The organism is Pseudomonas sp. RC4D1, from assembly GCF_018390395.1.
GTDB lineage: Bacteria > Pseudomonadota > Gammaproteobacteria > Pseudomonadales > Pseudomonadaceae > Aquipseudomonas > Aquipseudomonas danubii.
The window spans coordinates 2,851,477-2,873,970 of sequence record NZ_JAHBAW010000001.1; the positions used below are offsets into that span (position 1 = coordinate 2,851,477).

The window sequence follows — 22,494 nt, forward strand, 5'->3', positions numbered from 1 at the left end:
TTAGAACTCCAGCCCAGCTTCACGAGCAGCATCAGCCAGCGCCTTGACGCGACCGTGGTACTTGAAGCCAGAGCGGTCGAAAGCCACCTGCGAGACGCCAGCGGCTTTTGCACGCGTAGCGACCAGCTGGCCAACCTTAGTGGCCGCGTCGATGTTGCCAGTGGCGCCATCACGCAGTTCTTTATCCAAAGTCGAGGCACTCGCCAGGACTTTGTTGCCGTCGGCCGAAATGACCTGGGCGTAGATGTGCTGCGAAGAGCGGAACACGCAGAGACGCACGACTTCGAGTTCGTGCATTTTCAGGCGTGCTTTGCGAGCGCGACGCAGTCGAGTAACTTTTTTGTCGGTCATTTGCTATGCCCTACTTCTTCTTGGCTTCTTTACGACGGACGACTTCGTCCGCGTAGCGCACACCTTTACCTTTGTAAGGCTCTGGTGGACGGAAGTCGCGGATCTCAGCGGCCACTTGACCTACCAGCTGCTTATCGATGCCCTTGATCAGGATATCGGTCTGGCTAGGAGTCTCAGCGGTGATGCCTTCCGGCAGTTCGTAATCCACTGGATGCGAGAAGCCGAGGGCCAGGTTCAGCACTGTGCCTTTTGCTTGTGCCTTGTAACCAACACCGACCAGCTGGAGCTTACGCTCGAAGCCTTGGCTAACGCCTTGGACCATGTTGTTTACCAGAGCACGAGTGGTACCGGCCATTGCACGAGTTTGTTGGTCGCCATTGCGAGCAGCGAAACGCAGCTCACCAGCTTCCTCAACAATTTCAACGGACGAGTGAACGTTCAGTTCGAGAGTGCCCTTGGCACCCTTCACCGAAAGCTGTTGGCCGGCGAATTTAACTTCGACACCAGCTGGCAGCTTAACGGGGTTCTTAGCGACGCGAGACATGCTTATCCCCCCTTAGAACACAGTGCAAAGAACTTCGCCGCCGACACCGGCAGCGCGCGCAGCACGATCAGTCATCACACCTTTGTTGGTGGAGACGATAGACACGCCAAGACCGCCACGTACTTTCGGCAGCTCTTCAACGGACTTGTACTGACGCAGGCCTGGACGGCTAACGCGCTTCACTTCCTCGATGACCGGACGGCCTTCGAAGTATTTCAGCTCGATGGACAGCAGAGGTTTGATTTCGCTGCTGATCTGATAACCCGCGATGTAACCTTCGTCCTTCAGGACTTTTGCTACAGCCACCTTCAGCGTGGAAGACGGCATGCTTACGACGGACTTTTCAGCCATCTGGGCATTACGGATTCGAGTTAGCATGTCCGCTAACGGGTCCTGCATACTCATGGGCTAGATGCTCCTGATACAAAAAGAATTAGCCTTGCGGCTACAACTGTCGCCGAGAAATTCCGGGCAAAAAACACGGGCTCAGGCGAGCCGGTCATTCTAGACACACCCCAGAAATGAATCAAGCCCCAAAAGGGGCTTGATTCAGATTCAAGGCCACCGGTGATCGGGATCTTACGAGCCCGACCACCGCGACTTTGATAGCTATTACCAGCTGGCTTTAACCAGACCTGGTACGTCACCACGCATTGCAGCTTCACGCAGCTTGTTACGGCCAAGGCCGAACTTGCGGTAAACGCCGTGCGGACGACCAGTCAGGCGGCAGCGGTTACGCATGCGCGAGGCACTTGCGTCACGTGGCTGCTTCTGCAGCGCTACGGTAGCTTCCCAACGGGCTTCTGGACTTGCGTTCAGATCCACGATGATAGCTTTCAGCGCTGCACGCTTGGTGGCGTACTTGGCAACGGTGAGCTGACGCTTCAGCTCACGGTTCTTCATGCTCTTCTTGGCCATTTTCCTACTCCAATCAGTTGCGGAACGGGAATTTGAAAGCACGCAGCAGAGCGCGGCCTTCATCATCGTTCTTGGCAGTGGTGGTCAGGGTAATGTCCAGACCGCGGAGAGCATCGATCTTGTCGTAATCGATTTCCGGGAAAATGATCTGCTCTTTCACGCCCATGCTGTAGTTACCACGACCATCGAAGGACTTGGCATTCAGGCCGCGGAAGTCGCGAACCCGAGGCAGGGAGATCGACAGCAGACGATCCAGGAACTCGTACATACGCTCACGGCGCAGAGTCACTTTGACGCCGATCGGCCATCCTTCGCGGACTTTAAAGCCAGCGATGGATTTACGAGCGTAGGTCACAACGACTTTCTGGCCGGTGATCTTTTCCAGGTCAGCAACAGCATGCTCGATGACTTTTTTGTCGCCGATAGCTTCGCCCAGACCCATGTTCAGGGTGATTTTGGTAACGCGCGGAACTTCCATCACGTTCGAAAGCTTAAGTTCTTCCTTAAGTTTCGGAGCGATTTCCTTCCGGTAAATCTCTTTTAGTCGTGCCATGGTCTTCTACCTAGCAGTGTTCAAGCATCAACCGCTTTTTGGGTCGACTTGAAGACACGAATTTTTTTGCCGTCTTCTACTTTGAAACCAACGCGGTCAGCCTTGTTGGTTTCGCCGTTGAAAATGGCGACGTTGGAAGCGTGCAGTGGCGCTTCTTTCTCGACGATACCGCCCTGTACGCCCGACATCGGGTTAGGCTTGGTATGACGCTTGACCAGGTTCAGGCCACCGACAACCAGACGGTCATCAGCCAGAACCTTAAGCACCTTACCGCGCTTACCTTTGTCTTTGCCGGCGATCACGATGATCTCGTCGTCACGACGAATCTTTTGCATGTCGGATCTCCTTACAGCACTTCTGGGGCGAGCGAGACGATCTTCATGAACTTCTCAGTACGAAGTTCACGGGTCACTGGCCCAAAGATACGGGTGCCGATCGGCTCTTGCTTGTTGTTCAACAGAACAGCAGCGTTGCCATCAAAGCGGATGATGGAGCCGTCTGCACGACGAACACCATGGCGAGTGCGGACTACTACTGCAGTCATCACTTGGCCTTTTTTCACCTTACCGCGAGGAATTGCTTCCTTGACAGTAACTTTGATGATGTCACCGATACCAGCGTAACGACGATGGGAGCCACCCAGCACCTTGATGCACATAACGCGGCGAGCGCCGCTGTTATCGGCCACATCGAGCATGGATTGAGTCTGAATCATATAATTTCTCCGACCCCTAGCCCTTAGACTTCCACAGCGCGTTCGAGAACATCAACCAGAGCCCAAGACTTGGTCTTGGCCATCGGACGAGTTTCACGAATAGTGACTTTGTCGCCGATGTGGCACTGGTTGGTTTCGTCGTGCGCGTGCAGCTTAGTCGAACGCTTAACGTATTTACCGTAGATAGGGTGCTTAACGCGACGCTCGATCAGAACGGTGATGGTCTTGTCCATCTTGTCGCTGACAACACGGCCAGTCAGCGTACGGACAGTTTTTTCGGCTTCAGCCATGATTACTTACCTGCCTGCTGGTTGAGCACAGTCTTCACGCGAGCGATGTCACGCTTAACTTGCGAGAGCAGATGAGACTGCCCCAACTGGCCAGTTGCTTTCTGCATACGCAGATTGAACTGGTCGCGCAGCAGGCCGAGCAGTTGCTCGTTCAGCTGCTGTGCGGATTTTTCACGAAGTTCATTCGCTTTCATCACATCACCGTCCGCTTAACAAAGGAGGTGGCGAGCGGCAGCTTTGCAGCAGCCAGGGCGAAAGCCTCACGCGCCAGCTCTTCAGAAACACCCTCGATTTCATACAGGACTTTGCCTGGCTGAATCTGGGCAACCCAGTATTCGACGTTACCCTTACCTTTACCCATCCGAACTTCGAGTGGCTTCTTGGAAATAGGCTTGTCCGGGAATACACGGATCCAGATCTTGCCACCACGTTTTACGTGACGGGTCAGAGCACGACGCGCTGACTCGATCTGACGAGCGGTGAGACGACCACGAGCAACAGACTTCAGCGCGAACTCGCCGAAGCTGACTTTGCTACCGCGCAATGCCAGACCACGGTTGTGGCCGGTCATTTGCTTGCGGAACTTCGTACGCTTTGGTTGCAACATTTGGCGTACCCCTTACTTAGCAGCTTTTTTACGAGGCGCAGGTGCTTGCGGCTTCAGCTCTTCTTGGCGACCACCAATTACTTCGCCTTTGAAGATCCAAACCTTCACACCGATCACACCATAAGTGGTGTGAGCTTCGTAGGTGGCATAGTCGATATCGGCACGCAGGGTGTGCAGTGGCACACGACCTTCGCGATACCATTCAGTACGTGCGATTTCAGCACCGCCGAGACGACCGCTCACTTGGATTTTGATGCCTTTGGCACCAATGCGCATGGCGTTCTGTACGGCGCGCTTCATAGCACGACGGAACATTACGCGACGCTCCAGCTGCTGAGCTACGCTCTGCGCAACCAGCATACCGTCGAGCTCCGGCTTGCGGATCTCTTCGATATTGATGTGCACAGGCACACCCATTTGCTTGGTCAGGTCCTGACGCAGCTTCTCAACATCTTCACCTTTCTTGCCGATCACGATGCCGGGACGAGCGGTGTGGATGGTGATGCGTGCAGTTTGAGCCGGACGATGGATATCGATACGGCTTACGGACGCGCTTTTTAGTTTGTCTTGGAGATACTCACGCACATTCAGATCTGCGAGCAAATAGTCCGCATAAGTCCGACCGTCTGCGTACCAGACGGAGGTGTGCTCCTTGACGATTCCCAGGCGAATGCCAATGGGATGTACTTTCTGACCCATCTCTTCGACTCCGTTACTTGTCAGCAACCTTGACAGTGATATGGCAAGACCGCTTGACGATGCGATCAGCACGGCCTTTGGCACGCGGCATGATGCGCTTCAGCGAACGCCCTTCGTTGACGAAAACGGTGGAGACCTTCAGGTCATCAACGTCTGCGCCTTCGTTATGCTCGGCGTTGGCTACGGCCGACTCCAGCACTTTCTTCATGATCTCGGCGGCTTTCTTACTGCTGAAAGCCAACAGGTTGAGCGCTTCGCCCACCTTCTTCCCGCGGATCTGGTCGGCGACCAAGCGGGCTTTCTGGGCGGAGATTCGAGCGCCCGACAACTTAGCGGCTACTTCCATCATTCCTTACCCCTTAACGCTTGGCTTTCTTGTCAGCCACGTGCCCGCGATATGTACGGGTACCGGCGAACTCGCCCAGTTTGTGGCCGACCATGTCTTCGTTCACGAGAACTGGAACATGTTGACGACCGTTATGCACAGCGATGGTCAGACCGACCATTTGTGGCAGGATCATGGAACGGCGCGACCAGGTCTTAACTGGTTTGCGATCGTTCTTTTCCGCCGCCACTTCGATCTTCTTCAGTAGGTGAAGATCAATAAAAGGACCTTTTTTCAGAGAACGTGGCACTGTCGTATCCCTCTATTTACTTGCGACGACGGACGATCATTTTGTCGGTACGCTTATTACCACGAGTCTTCGCGCCCTTAGTCGGGAAGCCCCATGGCGATACCGGATGACGACCACCAGAGGTACGACCTTCACCACCACCATGTGGGTGGTCAACCGGGTTCATGGCAACACCACGAACGGTTGGGCGAACGCCACGCCAGCGTTTGGCACCAGCTTTACCCAGCGAACGCAGGCTGTGCTCGGAGTTCGAGACTTCGCCCAGGGTCGCACGGCATTCAGCCAGCACTTTACGCATCTCACCAGAACGCAGACGCAGGGTCACGTAGACGCCTTCACGAGCGACCAGCTGAGCCGAAGCACCAGCCGAACGAGCGATTTGCGCGCCTTTACCTGGCTTCAGTTCGATGCCGTGTACGGTGCTACCAACTGGAATGTTGCGCAGTTGCAGAGCGTTGCCCGGCTTGATCGGTGCCAGAGCACCTGCGATCAGCTGGTCGCCAGCGCTCACGCCCTTAGGGGCGATGATGTAGCGACGCTCGCCATCTGCGTACAGCAGCAGAGCGATGTGAGCAGTACGGTTTGGATCGTATTCGATACGCTCGACAGTGGCAGCGATGCCATCTTTGTCGTTGCGACGGAAGTCGACCAGACGGTAATGCTGCTTATGACCACCACCAACGTGACGAGTGGTAATGCGGCCATTGTTGTTACGACCACCAGACTTCGATTTCTTCTCGAGCAGCGGTGCGTGAGGAGCGCCTTTATGCAGCTCCTGGTTGACCACCTTGACCACAAAACGGCGGCCAGGGGAAGTCGGTTTGCATTTAACGATTGCCATGATGCACCCCTTCCTTACTCAGCACTGCTGCTGAAATCGAGATCTTGGCCTGGCTGAAGGGAGATAACTGCCTTCTTCCAGTCATTACGCTTGCCCAGACCGCGAGCGGTACGCTTACTCTTACCCAGAACGTTCAGGGTAGTAACGCGCTCCACTTTCACGCTGAACAGGCTTTCGACGGCCTTCTTGATTTCCAGCTTGGTTGCGTCAGTAGCAACCTTGAAAACGAACTGGCCTTTCTTGTCTGCCAGAACCGTAGCCTTCTCGGAAACGTGCGGGCCAAGCAGAACTTTAAATACGCGTTCCTGGTTCATCCCAGCAGCTCCTCGAATTTCTTCACGGCCGACACAGTGATCAACACTTTGTCGTATGCGATCAGACTAACTGGATCGGAACCTTGCACGTCACGAACATCAACGTGTGGCAGGTTACGAGCAGCCAGGTACAGGTTCTGATCAACAGCGTCCGACACGATCAGAACGTCGGTCAGGCTCATGTTGTTCAGTTTGCCCAGCAGATCTTTGGTTTTCGGAGTTTCAACAGCGAAATCCTGAACCACGACCAGACGATCAGTACGCACCAGCTCAGCAAGGATGGAACGCATTGCTGCGCGATACATCTTCTTGTTCAGCTTCTGGGAGTGATCCTGAGGACGAGCTGCGAAAGTGGTACCGCCGCCACGCCAGATTGGGCTACGGATAGTACCGGCACGAGCGCGGCCAGTACCTTTCTGACGCCATGGGCGCTTGCCGCCACCGGAAACGTCGGAACGGGTCTTTTGCTGCTTGCTACCTTGACGGCCGCCAGCCATGTAGGCCACGACTGCTTGGTGAACCAGCGTCTCGTTGAATTCGCCGCCAAATGTCAGTTCGGAAACTTCGATCGCTTGAGCGTCATTTACATTTAATTGCATGTCAGCTTCCCCTTAACCGCGAGCCTTGGCCGCCGGACGTACAACCAGGTTGCCGCCAGTAGCGCCAGGAACAGCACCCTTGACCAACAACAGATTGCGTTCAGCGTCGACGCGCACTACTTCCAGGGACTGCACGGTCACGCGCTCAGCGCCCATATGACCGGACATTTTTTTGCCCTTGAATACACGACCAGGAGTCTGGCACTGGCCAATAGAGCCCGGGACGCGGTGGGAAACGGAGTTACCGTGGGTGTTATCTTGACCGCGGAAATTCCAACGCTTGATGGTACCGGCGAAGCCTTTACCTTTCGACTGACCGGTAACATCTACCAGTTGGCCAGCTGCGAAGATTTCTGCATTGATCAGATCGCCAGCTTGGTACTCGCCTTCTTCAAGACGGAATTCCCAAACGCCACGACCGGCAGCAACGTTCGCTTTAGCGAAGTGACCTGCTTGAGCAGCAGTCACGCGCGAAGCACGACGCTCACCTACAGTGACTTGCACTGCACGATAGCCATCGGTTTCTTCAGTTTTGAACTGGGTGACGCGATTCGGCTCGATCTCAATGACCGTGACCGGAATGGAGACACCTTCTTCGGTGAAAATACGGGTCATACCGCATTTACGACCGACTACACCAATAGTCATGTTGTAAACCTCATGAGTGTACGGGGCTTTCACCCGCTATGGCCGCCCATTTCAGAGCGTTACACGACTAAGACCGAGTCTTAGCCGAGGCTGATCTGCACTTCCACACCTGCCGCAAGATCAAGCTTCATAAGAGCATCAACGGTTTTATCCGTTGGCTGGACGATGTCCAGTACGCGCTTATGAGTACGGATCTCGTACTGGTCACGCGCGTCTTTGTTGACGTGCGGGGAGACCAGAACGGTGAACCGCTCTTTACGGGTAGGCAGTGGAATTGGACCACGCACTTGAGCACCAGTACGTTTCGCGGTTTCCACGATTTCCTGGGTGGATTGGTCGATCAGGCGATGGTCGAAAGCCTTCAACCTGATACGGATTTGCTGATTTTGCATTGGATTTCAGACTCCAGGCTGCTATTCCCACCGGGCGCAATACGCCCGTTAAAAGGAGGCGCAATTCTATAGACGGCCCCACAGAGTGTCAACCCAATAAAAAAGCCCCCGCAAGCGGGGGCTTCTTCATGAGTCGTCGATTACTCGATAACTTTGGCTACGACGCCGGCGCCGACGGTACGACCGCCTTCACGGATAGCGAAACGCAGACCATCTTCCATCGCGATGGTTTTGATCAGAGTGACAGTCATCTGGATGTTGTCACCTGGCATTACCATTTCAACGCCTTCTGGCAGCTCGCAGTTACCAGTCACGTCAGTAGTACGGAAGTAGAACTGTGGACGGTAGCCTTTGAAGAACGGAGTATGACGGCCGCCTTCTTCTTTGCTCAGAACATAAACTTCAGCGGTGAACTTGGTGTGCGGCTTAACGGTGCCTGGCTTAACCAGAACCTGGCCACGCTCAACGTCGTCACGCTTGGTACCACGCAGCAGAACGCCGCAGTTCTCGCCAGCACGACCTTCGTCGAGCAGCTTGCGGAACATTTCAACGCCAGTGCAGGTAGTCTTCTGAGTATCGCGCAGACCAACGATCTCAACTTCTTCCTGGATGCGAACGATGCCACGCTCAACACGGCCAGTTACCACGGTGCCACGACCGGAGATCGAGAATACGTCTTCGATTGGCATCAGGAACGGCTTGTCGATTGCACGCTCTGGCTCTGGGATGTAAGTGTCCAGAGTTTCTACCAGACGCTTAACAGCGGTGGTACCCATTTCGTTGTCGTCTTGGCCGTTCAGAGCCATCAGAGCCGAACCGATGATGATCGGAGTGTCGTCACCTGGGAAGTCGTAAGTGCTCAGCAGGTCGCGCACTTCCATCTCAACCAGTTCCAGCAGCTCAGCGTCGTCAACCATGTCAGCCTTGTTCAGGAAGACAACGATGTACGGAACGCCTACCTGACGGGACAGCAGGATGTGCTCACGAGTTTGTGGCATCGGACCATCGGCAGCCGAGCAAACCAGGATCGCGCCGTCCATCTGGGCAGCACCGGTGATCATGTTTTTGACGTAGTCGGCGTGACCTGGGCAGTCAACGTGCGCGTAGTGACGAATGTGCGAATCGTACTCTACGTGTGCAGTGTTGATGGTGATACCACGAGCTTTTTCTTCTGGAGCGCTGTCGATCTTGTCGAAGTCAACACGAGCCGAACCGAAAACTTCGGAGCAAACGCGAGTCAGAGCAGCAGTCAGAGTGGTTTTACCGTGGTCAACGTGACCGATAGTGCCAACGTTGACGTGCGGTTTGTTACGTTCAAATTTTTCTTTAGCCACGACAATTAACTCCTAGCCTAAAGGGGAGACTGAATCAGCCTTGTTTTTTAACGAGAGCTTCGACGATGTTCGACGGAGCTTCGGCGTATTTGGAGAATTCCATGGAGTAGCTCGCGCGACCCTGAGACATGGAACGAACGTCAGTTGCATAACCGAACATTTCACCCAGTGGAACTTCAGCACGGATAACCTTGCCGGACACCGAGTCATCCATACCCTGAATCAGACCACGACGACGGTTCAGGTCACCCATCACGTCACCCATGTAGTCCTCTGGGGTTACTACTTCAACCTTCATGATCGGCTCGAGCACAACGCCGCCACCCTTCTGGGCCAGCTGCTTGGTCGCCATGGAGGCCGCCACCTTGAACGCCATCTCGTTGGAGTCGACGTCGTGGTAGGAACCATCGAACACGGTAGCCTTCAGGCCGATCAGCGGATAACCGGCAACGACGCCGTTCTTCATCTGCTCTTCGATACCCTTCTGGATAGCCGGGATGTATTCCTTAGGAACCACACCACCAACAACTTCGTTGGTGAAGACCAGACCTTCGGTGATGTTGCCGTTCGCATCGACGTCCGGCTCCGAGAAACGGATCCAGCAGTGACCGAACTGACCGCGACCGCCGGATTGACGAACGAACTTGCCTTCGATCTCGACGTTACTCTTGCTGATCTTCTCGCGGTACGAAACCTGCGGCTTGCCGATGTTGGCTTCGACGTTGAACTCGCGTTTCATGCGATCAACGAGGATGTCCAGGTGCAGCTCACCCATACCGGAAATGATGGTCTGACCGGTCTCTTCGTCGGTCTTGACGCGGAACGACGGGTCTTCCTGAGCCAGCTTGCCCAGTGCAATACCCATCTTTTCCTGGTCCTGCTTAGTTTTCGGCTCTACCGCTACCGAAATCACAGGCTCAGGGAAGTCCATACGCTCAAGAATGATCTGCTTGTCGAGATCGCACAGAGTGTCACCAGTGGTGACGTCCTTCATGCCGATCAGGGCAGCGATATCGCCTGCACGTACTTCCTTGATCTCCTCACGCTGGTTGGCGTGCATCTGCACCATACGACCAACGCGCTCTTTCTTGCCCTTGACCGAGTTGATCACGGAGTCGCCCGAGCTCAGGAAGCCCGAGTAAACGCGCACGAAAGTCAGAGTACCAACGAACGGGTCGGTAGCGATCTTGAATGCCAGAGCCGAGAACGGTTCAGAATCGTCAGCGTGACGCTCGTCGTAATCAGCCTCTACCAGCTCATCCTTCGGCTTCTCGATGAGATCCGGATGGATACCTTTGATCGCTGGGATCTCGGTAGGAGCAGGCAGGAAGTCGATGACGGCGTCGAGAACCAGGGGAACACCCTTATTCTTGAACGAAGAGCCGCAGACTGCCGGAACGATTTCGCTAGCCAGGGTGCGCGCACGCAGACCAGCCTTGATCTCTTCCGGAGTCAGGTCACCTTCTTCAAGGTACTTGTTCATCAACTCTTCGTTGGCTTCAGCAGCAGCTTCAACCATGTTGGAACGCCACTCGTTAGCCAGGTCCAGCATATCGGCAGGAATTTCTTCCTCGCGATAGGTAGTACCCTTGTCGTCATCGTTCCAGTAGATAGCCTTCATCTTGATCAGATCAACCTGACCTTCGAAGTTATCTTCAGCGCCGATAGCCAGCTGAACCGGAACCGGGGTGTGACCCAGGCGGTTTTTGATCTGACCAACAACGCGCAGGAAGTTAGCGCCGGCACGGTCCATCTTGTTCACGTAAACAACACGTGGAACGCCGTACTTGTTGGCTTGACGCCATACGGTTTCAGACTGAGGCTCAACACCGGAAGTACCGCAGAACACAACGACCGCGCCGTCGAGTACGCGCAGCGAACGCTCTACTTCGATGGTGAAGTCTACGTGGCCAGGGGTATCGATAACGTTTACACGATAGTTATCGTATTGGCCGCGCGAACCTTTCCAGAAGGTAGTTACAGCAGCGGAGGTAATGGTAATACCCCGCTCCTGCTCCTGCACCATCCAGTCGGTGGTAGCAGCGCCGTCATGCACCTCACCCATCTTATGGCTGAGACCTGTGTAAAACAGGATCCGCTCGGTAGTGGTAGTCTTGCCCGCGTCAACGTGGGCACAGATACCGATGTTACGGTAGCGGTTGATTGCTGTAGTACGAGCCATAAAGCCCTCGCAAAATGAATGATGCTGAGATTAGAAGCGGTAGTGCGAGAAAGCCTTGTTGGCTTCAGCCATACGGTGAACGTCTTCACGCTTCTTAACTGCAGCACCTTTGCCTTCGGCAGCGTCCAGCAGTTCGCCAGCCAAACGCAGAGCCATAGACTTCTCGCCGCGCTTGCGGGCGAAGTCTACCAACCAGCGCATTGCCAGAGCGTTACGACGGGACGGACGAACTTCGACCGGAACCTGGTAAGTAGCACCGCCTACACGGCGCGACTTCACTTCGACCAGCGGAGCGATGGCGTCGAGAGCTTTCTCGAAGATTTCCAGGGGATCGCTGTTCTTGCGCTCTTTAACTTTTTCCAGCGCGCCATAAACGATACGCTCGGCAACGGCTTTCTTACCGCTTTCCATTACGTGGTTCATGAACTTGGCGAGGATCTGGCTTCCGTATTTCGGATCGTCCAGAATCTCACGTTTGGCTGCTACGCGACGTCTTGGCATTGATAAGCCCTCAAACGGTCTTCAGGTTAGCTCGGGACAGTTGATCCAATGGACGCGTGCCCGACCTTACTCTTATCGACTCAATATAATTAAAAACTGCAAAACGGCCGATTACTTCGGACGCTTGGTACCGTACTTCGAACGACCTTGGTTACGACCTTTAACGCCGGAGGTATCCAGGGAGCCGCGAACGGTGTGGTAACGAACACCTGGCAAGTCTTTTACACGGCCGCCACGAATCAGTACGACGCTGTGTTCTTGCAGGTTGTGGCCTTCACCGCCGATGTACGAGGAAACCTCGAAACCGTTGGTCAGACGCACACGGCATACTTTACGCAGTGCCGAGTTAGGTTTTTTCGGCGTAGTGGTATACACGCGAGTGCACACGCCACGACGTTGCGGGCAGTTCTGCAGCGCAGGTACGTCGGATTTCTCGACGATACGCTTACGCGGCTGACGTACCAGCTGGTTGATAGTTGCCATCTACTAGCTCCACTGTTGTCTTTCGACATAAACAAAATGGCAGAGCACAAGCTCCACCAAATTTAGGGGTACAAGAGTCTAAAGAGGATCTTGCCCCCAGTCAAGGCAAGGCCCCGGGCTCCCCGATCAGCGAACCTCGACAAAAAGTGTCTCGATTCTCAGTCGGAAAAACCGGGGCCCCATCTCAATCTATTGCAGACCTCAGTTACCGCTGGAGTTCAGCGCTTCAGTCAGTGCTGCTTCGACTTCACTCGCGCTTACGCGCAGAGGCTTGTCTGCATCACGACGACGCTTGCGCTCGCTGTGGTAAGCCAGGCCGGTACCGGCCGGGATCAGACGACCCACAACCACGTTTTCCTTCAGGCCGCGCAGGTAGTCACGCTTGCCGGTCACTGCAGCTTCGGTCAGTACACGAGTGGTCTCTTGGAAAGAGGCCGCCGAGATGAACGACTCAGTGGACAAGGACGCCTTAGTAATACCCAGCAATACGCGGGTGAACTTGGAGATGAACTTGTCTTCAGCGCTCAGACGCTCGTTTTCTACCAGTACGTGAGTCAGTTCCATCTGGTCGCCCTTGATGAAGCTGGAGTCGCCAGACTCGGCAATCTCAACCTTACGCAACATCTGACGCAGGATGGTCTCGATGTGCTTATCGTTGATCTTCACGCCTTGCAGACGGTAAACGTCCTGGATCTCGTTGACGATGTACTTGGCCAGCGCACTTACACCCAGCAGACGCAGGATGTCGTGTGGATCGCTCGGACCGTCGGAGATAACTTCGCCGCGATTCACTTGTTCGCCTTCGAAGACGTTCAGGTGACGCCACTTCGGAATCAGCTCCTCATACGGATCGCTACCGTCGTTCGGGGTAATGACCAGGCGGCGCTTGCCTTTGGTCTCTTTACCGAACGCGATGGTGCCGCTGACTTCAGCCAGAATCGAGGCCTCTTTCGGACGACGAGCTTCGAACAAGTCGGCAACACGCGGCAGACCACCGGTGATGTCACGGGTCTTCGAAGTCTCTTGCGGAATACGAGCGATAACATCACCGATCGCAATCTGCGCACCGTCAGCAACACCTACAAGTGCGTTAGCCGGCAAGAAGTACTGGGCCGGTACGTCAGTACCTGGCAGCAGCAGATCCTTGCCATCCATACCCACCATCTTCACGGCTGGACGAATGTCCTTACCGGCAGCTGGACGGTCTTTGACGTCAAGTACTTCAATGTTGGTCATACCGGTCAATTCGTCAGTCTGACGCTTGATCGTGATGCCTTCTTCCATGCCCACGTAGGTCACGGTACCTTTCATTTCGGTAACGATTGGGTGAGTGTGCGGATCCCACTTGGCCACGATGGCACCAGCGTCGACCTTATCGCCTTCCTTCACCGAAATCACAGCACCGTAAGGCAGCTTGTAGCGCTCGCGCTCACGACCGAAGTCGTCGGCAATTGCCAGCTCGCCAGAACGGGATACAGCTACCAGGTGACCGTCAACACGCTCAACATGCTTCAGGTTATGCAGACGGACGGTACCGCCATTCTTCACCTGTACGCTGTCCGCTGCCGAGGTCCGGCTTGCCGCACCACCGATGTGGAACGTACGCATGGTCAGCTGGGTACCCGGCTCACCGATGGACTGGGCAGCAATTACGCCTACCGCTTCACCAATGTTCACCAGGTGGCCGCGAGCCAAGTCACGACCGTAGCACTTGGCACAGATGCCGTAGCGGGTTTCGCAACTGATCGGCGAACGCACGATCACTTCGTCGATGCTGTTCAGCTCGATGAACTCAACCCACTTCTCGTCTACCAGAGTGCCAGCAGGAACGATGACGTCCTCGGTACCTGGCTTGAATACGTCACGGGCGATAACACGACCCAATACGCGCTCACCCAGCGGCTCTACAACGTCACCGCCTTCAATGTGCGGAGTCATCAGCAGGCCGTGTTCGGTGCCGCAATCGATCTCGGTTACAACCAGATCCTGCGCCACGTCTACCAGACGACGAGTCAGGTAACCGGAGTTCGCAGTTTTCAACGCGGTATCCGCCAGACCTTTACGAGCACCGTGAGTCGAGATGAAGTACTGGAGTACGCTCAGACCTTCACGGAAGTTCGCAGTAATCGGCGTTTCGATGATGGAGCCGTCCGGCTTGGCCATCAGACCACGCATACCGGCCAGCTGGCGGATCTGTGCAGCGGAACCCCGCGCACCCGAGTCAGCCATCATGTACATCGAGTTGAACGATTCTTGCTCGACTTCGTCGCCATTGCGGTCGATGACTTTCTCTTTCGAGAGGTTGGCCATCATCGCCTTGGATACTTCATCGTTGGCTTTCGACCAAAGGTCGATCACCTTGTTGTACTTCTCGCCCTGGGTTACCAGGCCGGAGGCGTACTGGCTCTCGATTTCTTTCACTTCGTCGGTGGCAGCACCGATGATGCGGGCTTTTTCATCCGGGATAACGAAGTCGTTAACACCGATGGAAACGCCGGAAATGGTCGAGTAAGCGAAACCGGTGTACATCAACTGGTCAGCGAAGATCACGGTCTCTTTCAGACCTACCACGCGGTAGCACTGGTTGATCAGCTTGGAGATCGCCTTCTTCTTCATCGGCAGGTTGACGACGTCGAACGACAGACCTTTCGGCACAACCTGGAACAGCAGCGCACGGCCGACAGTGGTGTCGACAATACGGGTAGCGCTGACGCTGCCGCCATCACGATCGTTAACGGTTTCGTTGATACGAACCTTGATCTTGGCGTGCAGAGCCGCTTCGCCGGCGCGGAATACGCGGTCGACTTCCTGCAGGTCGGCGAACACACGACCTTCGCCCTTGGCGTTGATCGCTTCACGGGTCATGTAGTACAGACCCAATACAACGTCCTGCGACGGAACGATGATTGGCTCACCGTTGGCTGGCGACAGAATGTTGTTGGTCGACATCATCAACGCACGCGCTTCCAGCTGGGCTTCCAGCGTCAGCGGTACGTGCACGGCCATTTGGTCGCCGTCGAAGTCGGCGTTGTACGCAGCACAGACCAGAGGGTGCAGCTGGATAGCCTTACCTTCGATCAGTACCGGTTCAAACGCCTGGATACCCAGACGGTGAAGGGTCGGTGCACGGTTGAGCAGCACGGGGTGTTCGCGAATCACTTCCGCGAGAACGTCCCAAACTTCCGGCAGCTCGCGCTCGACCATCTTCTTGGCGGCTTTGATGGTGGTAGCGAGACCACGCATTTCCAGCTTGCCGAAAATGAACGGCTTGAACAGCTCGAGAGCCATCTTCTTCGGTAGACCGCACTGGTGCAGACGCAGGGTCGGGCCTACGGTAATTACCGAACGACCGGAGTAGTCAACACGCTTACCGAGCAAGTTCTGACGGAAACGACCTTGCTTACCCTTGATCATGTCAGCCAGGGATTTCAGAGGACGCTTGTTGGAACCGGTGATAGCACGGCCACGACGGCCGTTGTCGAGCAGTGCATCGACAGCTTCCTGCAACATACGCTTTTCGTTGCGCACGATGATGTCCGGAGCGGACAGATCAAGCAGGCGCTTCAAGCGGTTGTTACGGTTGATCACTCGACGATACAGGTCGTTGAGATCGGAAGTCGCAAAGCGACCGCCATCCAGCGGAACCAGTGGACGCAGATCCGGCGGCAGAACCGGCAGAACGGTCAACACCATCCACTCTGGCAGGTTGCCGGAGCCCTGGAAGGCTTCCATCAACTTCAGACGCTTGGACAGCTTCTTGATCTTGGTTTCCGAGTTGGTTTGCGGAATCTCTTCACGCAGACGGCCAATCTCGTGCTCCAGGTCGATAGCGTGCAGCAGCTCGCGGACAGCCTCGGCCCCCATGCGGGCGTCGAAGTCATCACCGAACTCTTCCAGCGCTTCGAAGTACTGCTCGTCGTTCAGCAGCTGACCCTTTTCCAGGGTGGTCATGCCTGGATCGATAACAACGTAGCTCTCGAAGTAGAGAACGCGCTCGATATCACGCAGGGTCATGTCCATCAGCAGGCCGATACGGGACGGCAGCGATTTCAGGAACCAGATGTGGGCAACCGGCGAAGCCAGTTCGATGTGCGCCATGCGCTCACGACGAACCTTGGCCAGTGCAACTTCAACGCCGCACTTCTCGCAGATCACGCCGCGATGCTTCAAGCGCTTGTACTTACCGCACAGGCACTCGTAATCCTTTACCGGGCCAAAGATCTTGGCGCAGAACAGGCCGTCACGCTCAGGCTTGAACGTACGGTAGTTGATGGTTTCCGGCTTTTTAACTTCGCCGAACGACCAAGAACGGATCATCTCAGGCGAGGCCAATCCAATACGGATGGCGTCGAACTCTTCGACTTGACCCTGGTTTTTCAGCAAATTCAGTAGGTCTTTCAAGGCCTTTCCTCCTGGCGGAGCAGAGAGCGGGCAATCCTGCCCCGCTCTCGATTCGCGTCACGTGTTATTCGGTTTCCAGATCGATATCGATGCCGAGGGAACGAATTTCTTTGATCAACACGTTGAAGGACTCGGGCATGCCCGGCTCCATACGGTGATCGCCGTCCACGATGTTTTTGTACATCTTGGTACGACCGTTCACATCGTCCGACTTCACTGTGAGCATTTCTTGCAGAGTGTATGCAGCACCGTATGCTTCCAGTGCCCAGACCTCCATCTCCCCGAAACGCTGACCACCGAACTGCGCCTTACCACCCAGCGGCTGCTGGGTAACCAGGCTGTACGAACCGGTAGAACGAGCGTGCATCTTGTCGTCTACCAAGTGGTTCAGTTTCAGCATGTACATGTAGCCAACGGTAACTGGACGCTCGAACTTGTTGCCGGTACGGCCGTCGGTCAGCTGCATCTGGCCGCTCTCTGGCAGGTCCGCCAGTTTCAGCATGGCCTTGATTTCGCTTTCCTTGGCACCGTCGAACACCGGAGTGGCCATAGGCACACCGCCGCGCAGGTTGTTCGCCAGATCCAGAATCTCCTGATCGGAGAAGCTGTCCAGGTCTTCGTTACGACCACCGATCTGGTTGTAGATCTCATCCAGGAAGGTGCGCAGTTCTGCCACCTTACGCTGCTCTTCAACCATGCGGTTGATCTTCTCGCCCAGACCCTTGGCCGCGAGGCCCAGGTGAGTTTCGAGAATCTGACCAACGTTCATACGCGAAGGTACGCCCAGCGGGTTGAGGACCACGTCGACCGGGGTGCCATTGGCATCGTGCGGCATGTCTTCAACCGGCATGATCACAGAGACCACACCCTTGTTACCGTGACGACCGGCCATCTTGTCGCCCGGCTGAATGCGACGACGGATTGCCAGGTAGACCTTGACGATTTTCAGCACGCCTGGAGCCAGGTCATCGCCCTGCTGCAGTTTGCGCTTCTTGTCTTCGAACTTGTCGTCCAGCAGACGGCGGCGATCAACGATGTAGGCCTGAGCCTTCTCGAGCTGCTCGTTCAGAGCATCTTCAGCCATGCGCAGTTTGAACCACTGGCCATGCTCAAGACCGTCGAGAACTTCGTCGGTGATTTCCTGACCTTTCTTCAGACCGGCGCCGCCTTCGGCTTTATGGCCGACCAGAGCGGAGCGCAGACGCTCGAAGGTTGCGCCCTCAACGATGCGGAACTCTTCGTTCAGATCCTTGCGGATCTCGTCGAGCTGGCTCTTCTCGATGGACAGTGCACGAGCATCACGCTCAACGCCGTCACGAGTGAAGACCTGTACGTCAATGACAGTACCTTTGGTACCAGTAGGCACACGCAAGGATGTGTCTTTAACGTCGCTGGCTTTTTCACCGAAGATCGCGCGCAGCAGTTTCTCTTCCGGAGTCAGCTGAGTCTCGCCTTTCGGAGTGACCTTACCGACCAGGATGTCGCCTGCGCCAACTTCAGCACCTACATAAACGATACCGGCTTCGTCCAGCTTGTTCAGTGCAGCCTCACCCACGTTCGGGATGTCTGCAGTGATTTCCTCTGGGCCAAGCTTGGTGTCACGGGCCACACAGGTCAGTTCCTGGATGTGGATCGTGGTGAAGCGGTCTTCCTGAACCACACGCTCGGACAGGCAGATGGAGTCTTCGAAGTTGAAGCCGTTCCACGCCATGAACGCGATACGCATGTTCTGACCCAGTGCCAGCTCACCCATGTCGGTGGACGGGCCGTCGGCCATGATGTCGCTGCGCTGAACCCGATCACCTTTTCTCACCAGCGGACGCTGGTTGATGCAGGTGTTCTGGTTGGAGCGGGTGTACTTGGTCAGGTTGTAGATATCGACACCGGCTTCGCCAGTTTCGACTTCGTCATCCGCAACACGAACCACGATACGACTGGCATCGACCGAGTCGATCACGCCGCCACGGCGAGCCACGACACAAACGCCGGAGTCACGGGCAACGTTGCGCTCCATGCCGGTACCTACCAGCGGCTTATCAGCACGCAGGGTCGGTACAGCCTGACGCTGCATGTTGGAACCCATCAACGCACGGTTGGCGTCGTCGTGCTCGAGGAACGGAATCAGCGACGCTGCAACCGAAACTACCTGCTTCGGCGAAACGTCCATCAAGGTGACGTCTTCCGGCGCCTTGACGGTGAATTCGTTCAAGTGACGAACAGCCACCAGCTCATCGATCAGCTGACCTTTGTCGTTCATGGTCGCCGAAGCCTGGGCGATCACGTGATCGGCCTCTTCGATGGCGGACAGGAACACGATCTCGTCAGTGACCAGGGCGTCTTTCACCACACGGTACGGGCTCTCGAGGAAGCCGTACTGGTTGGTGCGCGCATAGGCCGCCAGGGAGTTGATCAGACCGATGTTCGGACCTTCCGGCGTTTCGATCGGGCATACACGACCGTAGTGAGTCGGGTGCACGTCACGAACTTCGAAGCCTGCACGCTCACGGGTCAGACCACCTGGGCCGAGTGCGGAGACACGGCGCTTGTGGGTGATCTCGGAGAGCGGGTTGTTCTGGTCCATGAACTGCGACAGCTGGCTGGAACCGAAAAACTCTTTCACTGCCGCAGCCACTGGCTTGGCATTGATCAGGTCTTGCGGCATCAGGCCTTCGCTTTCGGCCATCGACAGACGCTCTTTGACCGCACGCTCTACACGCACCAGACCAACGCGGAACTGGTTCTCGGCCATTTCGCCTACGCAACGAACACGACGGTTACCCAGGTGGTCGATGTCGTCGACGATGCCTTTACCGTTACGGATGTCGACCAGAGTCTTCAGTACGGCAACGATGTCTTCTTTGCACAGGACGCCCGAACCTTCGATCTCGGTACGACCGATACGACGGTTGAACTTCATCCGGCCAACGGCGGAGAGGTCATAGCGCTCAGGGCTGAAGAACAGGTTGTTGAACAGAGTCTCGGCAGCATCTTTGGTTGGCGGCTCGCCAGGACGCATCATGCGATAGATCTCGACCAGCGCTTCCAATTGGTTGCTGGTGGAGTCGATCTTCAGAGTGTCAGAAACGAACGGACCGCAGTCGATGTCGTTGGTGTACAGCGTTTCGATGCGAACAACCTGGGCCTTGGCGATTTTTGCCAGGATCTCGGTGTTCAGCTCGGTGTTGCACTCTGCCAGGATTTCACCAGTAGCCGGGTGCACGATAGCCTTGGCGGTGGTACGCCCCAGGACGTAGTCCAGAGGTACATCCAGCTCTTTGATACCGGCTTTTTCCAGCTGGTTGATGTGGCGAGCGGTGATACGACGACCCTGCTCGACAATAACCTTGCCCTTGTCATCCTGGATGTCCAGAACGGCAATTTCACCACGCAGGCGCTGAGGCACCAGCTCCAGGCTCAGGCTCTCGCCTTTCACGTGGAATACGTTGGTGGTGTAGAAAGCATCCAGCACTTCTTCAGTGGTGTAACCCAGCGCGCGCAGCAGAACCGATGCAGGCAGCTTGCGGCGACGGTCGATACGGACGAACACGCAGTCTTTCGGGTCGAACTCGAAGTCCAGCCACGAACCGCGGTAAGGAATGATCCGCGCGGAGTACAGCAGCTTACCGGAGCTGTGCGTCTTGCCACGGTCGTGGTCGAAGAATACGCCAGGGGAACGGTGCAGCTGGGAAACGATTACACGCTCGGTACCGTTGATTACGAAGGTACCGTTCTCAGTCATCAGGGGGATTTCACCCATGTAGACTTCTTGCTCTTTGATGTCCTTGATCGCTTTGTTCGACGATTCTTTGTCGAAAATGATCAGACGAACTTTTACCCGCAAAGGTACGGCGTAAGTCACACCACGCAACACGCATTCTTTAACATCAAACGCCGGTTCGCCCAGGCGATAACCGACATACTCCAACGCAGCATTGCCGGAGTAGCTGATGATCGGGAAAACGGATTTGAAGGCCGCATGCAGGCCCACGTCGCGGAACTGATCTTTAGTCGCTCCCGCTTGCAAGAATTCACGATACGAATCCAGCTGGATGGCCAGGAGGTACGGCACATCCATGACGTCCGGCAACTTGCTAAAGTCCTTGCGGATACGTTTTTTCTCAGTATATGAGTAAGCCATCAGCGTTCCCCAGCTTGGTCACCTGCTTATTCGGCTTCTCCCGACGGGAGCAGCCAGAAAATCGTGCAAACCCTTTGGTTTGCGCCACCGCACAGGGTGGGCTACAGCACGTTAAAGGCACCGACCCAGTCGGCCGCCAATAACGGAAAAAGGCCGGTGGCAAAAGCCACCAGCCATCAGCCGTTCGCTTAACGCTTGGGCTGGAGACACAAAGTCGATGCTTACTTGAGCTCGACTTTAGCGCCTGCTTCTTCCAGAGCTGCTTTGGCTTTGTCAGCTGCTTCTTTAGCAACAGCTTCCAGAACCATGGCAGGAGCGCCGTCAACTACAGCCTTGGCTTCTTTCAGGCCCAGACCGGTCAGTTCACGTACAGCCTTGATCACGTTAACTTTCTTCTCGCCAGCTTCGGTCAGCATGACGTTGAATTCAGTTTGCTCTTCAACAACAGCGGCAGCAGCAGCTGGGCCAGCAGCGGCAACAGCAGCGGTAACGCCGAAGGTTTCTTCCATTGCTTTGATCAGCTCAACAACTTCCAGAACGGTTTTCTGGCCGATTGCTTCGATGATTTGCTCGTTAGTCAGAGACATGACTATAAATTCCTGTATTGGGGTGACAGCCTACGCAGCCATCAAATTAAACATATGATTTTGAAAGGGCTTGCGGTGCCTTAGGCAGCAGCAGCTTCTTTCTGGTCGCGAATAGCCGCCAGAGTACGAGCCAGCTTGCTGGTAGCGCCTTGAATCACGCTCATCAGCTTCGCAATAGCTTCGTCGCGAGTTGGCAGCGAAGCCAACACGTCGATCTCGTTTGCTGCGAGGTACTTGCCCTCGAACGCAGCTGCCTTGATCTCGAACTTGTCCTGACCCTTTGCGAACTCTTTGAAAATACGAGCAGCAGCGCCCGGATGTTCCTTGGAGAATGCAATCAGGGTAGGGCCGACGAACGCGTCGTTGAGCACGTCATATTGAGTGCCTTCAACAGCGCGCTTGAGCAGGGTGTTACGTACAACACGTACGTAAACACCAGCTTCGCGGGCCTCTTTACGGAGTCCGGTCATTGCGCCTACTGTCACACCGCGGGCATCAGCCACAACAGCAGACAGAGCGACTTTGGCAGCCTCGTTGACTTCAGCGACGATGGCCTTCTTGTCTTCGAGTTTAATTGCCACGGGTTTAACTCCTGCTTGTTACCGTTTCATCCAACCTAGGCTGGATGTCGTTTTGGTGTCTGATTCGGTAAGGAACCGGGAGCACCATCTGCGTAGGCTTGAGGTTTAAGACTTGCGTCGCCTACGGTCTTGGATAGCCCCCGCCAGGCAGGGACCCCAATTTTTTCAAATGGCACAATCG

Annotated in this window: 26 protein-coding genes; all 26 read right to left on the reverse strand. The window is 55.5% G+C overall.

The window, feature by feature from the left end; all coding sequences use genetic code 11:
• The 26 genes from rplR to rplJ all read right to left on the reverse strand — a co-directional run bounded on the left by rplR (window position 1) and on the right by rplJ (window position 22,313).
• Window positions 1-351, reverse strand: a complete 351-nt coding sequence (gene rplR / locus KHO49_RS13145; protein WP_003186037.1) for a 50S ribosomal protein L18 — start codon at window positions 349-351, stop codon at window positions 1-3.
• Between the two features lie 10 nt (window positions 352-361).
• Entirely contained in the window at window positions 362-895 is a 534-nt protein-coding gene (gene rplF / locus KHO49_RS13150) for a 50S ribosomal protein L6 (RefSeq protein ID WP_025129400.1), read from the reverse strand.
• Between the two features lie 12 nt (window positions 896-907).
• Entirely contained in the window at window positions 908-1,300 is a 393-nt protein-coding gene (gene rpsH / locus KHO49_RS13155) for a 30S ribosomal protein S8 (RefSeq protein ID WP_011063773.1), read from the reverse strand.
• Window positions 1,301-1,507: 207 nt separating this feature from the next.
• The gene (gene rpsN, locus KHO49_RS13160) at window positions 1,508-1,813 is read right to left on the reverse strand and encodes a 30S ribosomal protein S14 (protein ID WP_003228726.1); all 306 of its coding nucleotides are present in this window, start codon (window positions 1,811-1,813) and stop codon (window positions 1,508-1,510) included.
• Between the two features lie 13 nt (window positions 1,814-1,826).
• Window positions 1,827-2,366, reverse strand: coding sequence for a 50S ribosomal protein L5 (rplE, locus tag KHO49_RS13165; RefSeq protein WP_003210069.1), 540 nt, complete (start codon window positions 2,364-2,366; stop codon window positions 1,827-1,829).
• Between the two features lie 20 nt (window positions 2,367-2,386).
• Complete coding sequence (rplX, locus tag KHO49_RS13170; RefSeq protein ID WP_007896770.1) at window positions 2,387-2,701, reverse strand: 50S ribosomal protein L24; 315 nt, start codon at window positions 2,699-2,701, stop codon at window positions 2,387-2,389.
• A gap of 11 nt (window positions 2,702-2,712) precedes the next feature.
• A complete protein-coding gene (gene rplN, locus KHO49_RS13175) occupies window positions 2,713-3,081 on the reverse strand; it encodes a 50S ribosomal protein L14 (RefSeq protein ID WP_002555479.1) in 369 nt (122 codons plus the stop codon).
• Between the two features lie 23 nt (window positions 3,082-3,104).
• Window positions 3,105-3,371, reverse strand: a complete 267-nt coding sequence (gene rpsQ, locus KHO49_RS13180; protein WP_003194644.1) for a 30S ribosomal protein S17 — start codon at window positions 3,369-3,371, stop codon at window positions 3,105-3,107.
• A gap of 2 nt (window positions 3,372-3,373) precedes the next feature.
• Window positions 3,374-3,565, reverse strand: a complete 192-nt coding sequence (gene rpmC / locus KHO49_RS13185) for a 50S ribosomal protein L29 (protein ID WP_002555481.1) — start codon at window positions 3,563-3,565, stop codon at window positions 3,374-3,376.
• Window positions 3,565-3,978, reverse strand: a complete 414-nt coding sequence (gene rplP, locus KHO49_RS13190) for a 50S ribosomal protein L16 (protein ID WP_003228729.1) — start codon at window positions 3,976-3,978, stop codon at window positions 3,565-3,567. The genes rpmC and rplP overlap by 1 nt, the downstream gene beginning before the upstream one ends.
• A 12-nt stretch (window positions 3,979-3,990) precedes the next feature.
• Window positions 3,991-4,677 carry a 30S ribosomal protein S3 gene (rpsC, locus tag KHO49_RS13195; RefSeq protein WP_007924192.1) on the reverse strand — a complete coding sequence of 229 codons (687 nt, stop codon included), beginning with the start codon at window positions 4,675-4,677 and terminating at the stop codon, window positions 3,991-3,993.
• A gap of 13 nt (window positions 4,678-4,690) precedes the next feature.
• Complete coding sequence (rplV, locus tag KHO49_RS13200) at window positions 4,691-5,023, reverse strand: 50S ribosomal protein L22 (RefSeq protein WP_003103908.1); 333 nt, start codon at window positions 5,021-5,023, stop codon at window positions 4,691-4,693.
• A 13-nt stretch (window positions 5,024-5,036) separates the two neighbouring features.
• On the reverse strand, window positions 5,037-5,312 hold the full coding sequence (gene rpsS / locus KHO49_RS13205) for a 30S ribosomal protein S19 (protein WP_002555486.1): 276 nt from the start codon (window positions 5,310-5,312) through the stop codon (window positions 5,037-5,039).
• 16 nt (window positions 5,313-5,328) lie between these two features.
• Complete coding sequence (gene rplB / locus KHO49_RS13210; protein ID WP_011063775.1) at window positions 5,329-6,153, reverse strand: 50S ribosomal protein L2; 825 nt, start codon at window positions 6,151-6,153, stop codon at window positions 5,329-5,331.
• A gap of 14 nt (window positions 6,154-6,167) precedes the next feature.
• On the reverse strand, window positions 6,168-6,467 hold the full coding sequence (rplW, locus tag KHO49_RS13215) for a 50S ribosomal protein L23 (protein WP_002555488.1): 300 nt from the start codon (window positions 6,465-6,467) through the stop codon (window positions 6,168-6,170).
• Window positions 6,464-7,066, reverse strand: coding sequence for a 50S ribosomal protein L4 (gene rplD, locus KHO49_RS13220; RefSeq protein ID WP_007924200.1), 603 nt, complete (start codon window positions 7,064-7,066; stop codon window positions 6,464-6,466). The genes rplW and rplD overlap by 4 nt, the downstream gene beginning before the upstream one ends.
• A gap of 12 nt (window positions 7,067-7,078) precedes the next feature.
• The gene (rplC, locus tag KHO49_RS13225) at window positions 7,079-7,714 is read right to left on the reverse strand and encodes a 50S ribosomal protein L3 (protein WP_007924205.1); all 636 of its coding nucleotides are present in this window, start codon (window positions 7,712-7,714) and stop codon (window positions 7,079-7,081) included.
• 80 nt (window positions 7,715-7,794) lie between these two features.
• Window positions 7,795-8,106, reverse strand: coding sequence for a 30S ribosomal protein S10 (rpsJ, locus tag KHO49_RS13230; protein ID WP_003186070.1), 312 nt, complete (start codon window positions 8,104-8,106; stop codon window positions 7,795-7,797).
• A 140-nt stretch (window positions 8,107-8,246) separates the two neighbouring features.
• On the reverse strand, window positions 8,247-9,440 hold the full coding sequence (tuf, locus tag KHO49_RS13235; RefSeq protein ID WP_060841339.1) for an elongation factor Tu: 1,194 nt from the start codon (window positions 9,438-9,440) through the stop codon (window positions 8,247-8,249).
• 34 nt (window positions 9,441-9,474) lie between these two features.
• The gene (fusA, locus tag KHO49_RS13240) at window positions 9,475-11,622 is read right to left on the reverse strand and encodes an elongation factor G (RefSeq protein WP_102882402.1); all 2,148 of its coding nucleotides are present in this window, start codon (window positions 11,620-11,622) and stop codon (window positions 9,475-9,477) included.
• A gap of 30 nt (window positions 11,623-11,652) precedes the next feature.
• Window positions 11,653-12,123: a 30S ribosomal protein S7 gene (gene rpsG, locus KHO49_RS13245; RefSeq protein ID WP_007925959.1), complete on the reverse strand. Its 471-nt coding sequence runs from the start codon at window positions 12,121-12,123 to the stop codon at window positions 11,653-11,655.
• Window positions 12,124-12,234: 111 nt separating this feature from the next.
• A complete protein-coding gene (gene rpsL, locus KHO49_RS13250) occupies window positions 12,235-12,606 on the reverse strand; it encodes a 30S ribosomal protein S12 (protein ID WP_003186084.1) in 372 nt (123 codons plus the stop codon).
• A 201-nt stretch (window positions 12,607-12,807) separates the two neighbouring features.
• On the reverse strand, window positions 12,808-17,007 hold the full coding sequence (gene rpoC / locus KHO49_RS13255) for a DNA-directed RNA polymerase subunit beta' (protein WP_102865259.1): 4,200 nt from the start codon (window positions 17,005-17,007) through the stop codon (window positions 12,808-12,810).
• Window positions 17,008-17,071: 64 nt separating this feature from the next.
• Window positions 17,072-21,145, reverse strand: a complete 4,074-nt coding sequence (gene rpoB / locus KHO49_RS13260; RefSeq protein WP_016968678.1) for a DNA-directed RNA polymerase subunit beta — start codon at window positions 21,143-21,145, stop codon at window positions 17,072-17,074.
• A gap of 221 nt (window positions 21,146-21,366) precedes the next feature.
• Complete coding sequence (rplL, locus tag KHO49_RS13265; protein ID WP_011063780.1) at window positions 21,367-21,732, reverse strand: 50S ribosomal protein L7/L12; 366 nt, start codon at window positions 21,730-21,732, stop codon at window positions 21,367-21,369.
• 80 nt (window positions 21,733-21,812) lie between these two features.
• A complete protein-coding gene (gene rplJ / locus KHO49_RS13270; protein WP_016968679.1) occupies window positions 21,813-22,313 on the reverse strand; it encodes a 50S ribosomal protein L10 in 501 nt (166 codons plus the stop codon).
• Window positions 22,314-22,494: the final 181 nt, after the last annotated feature.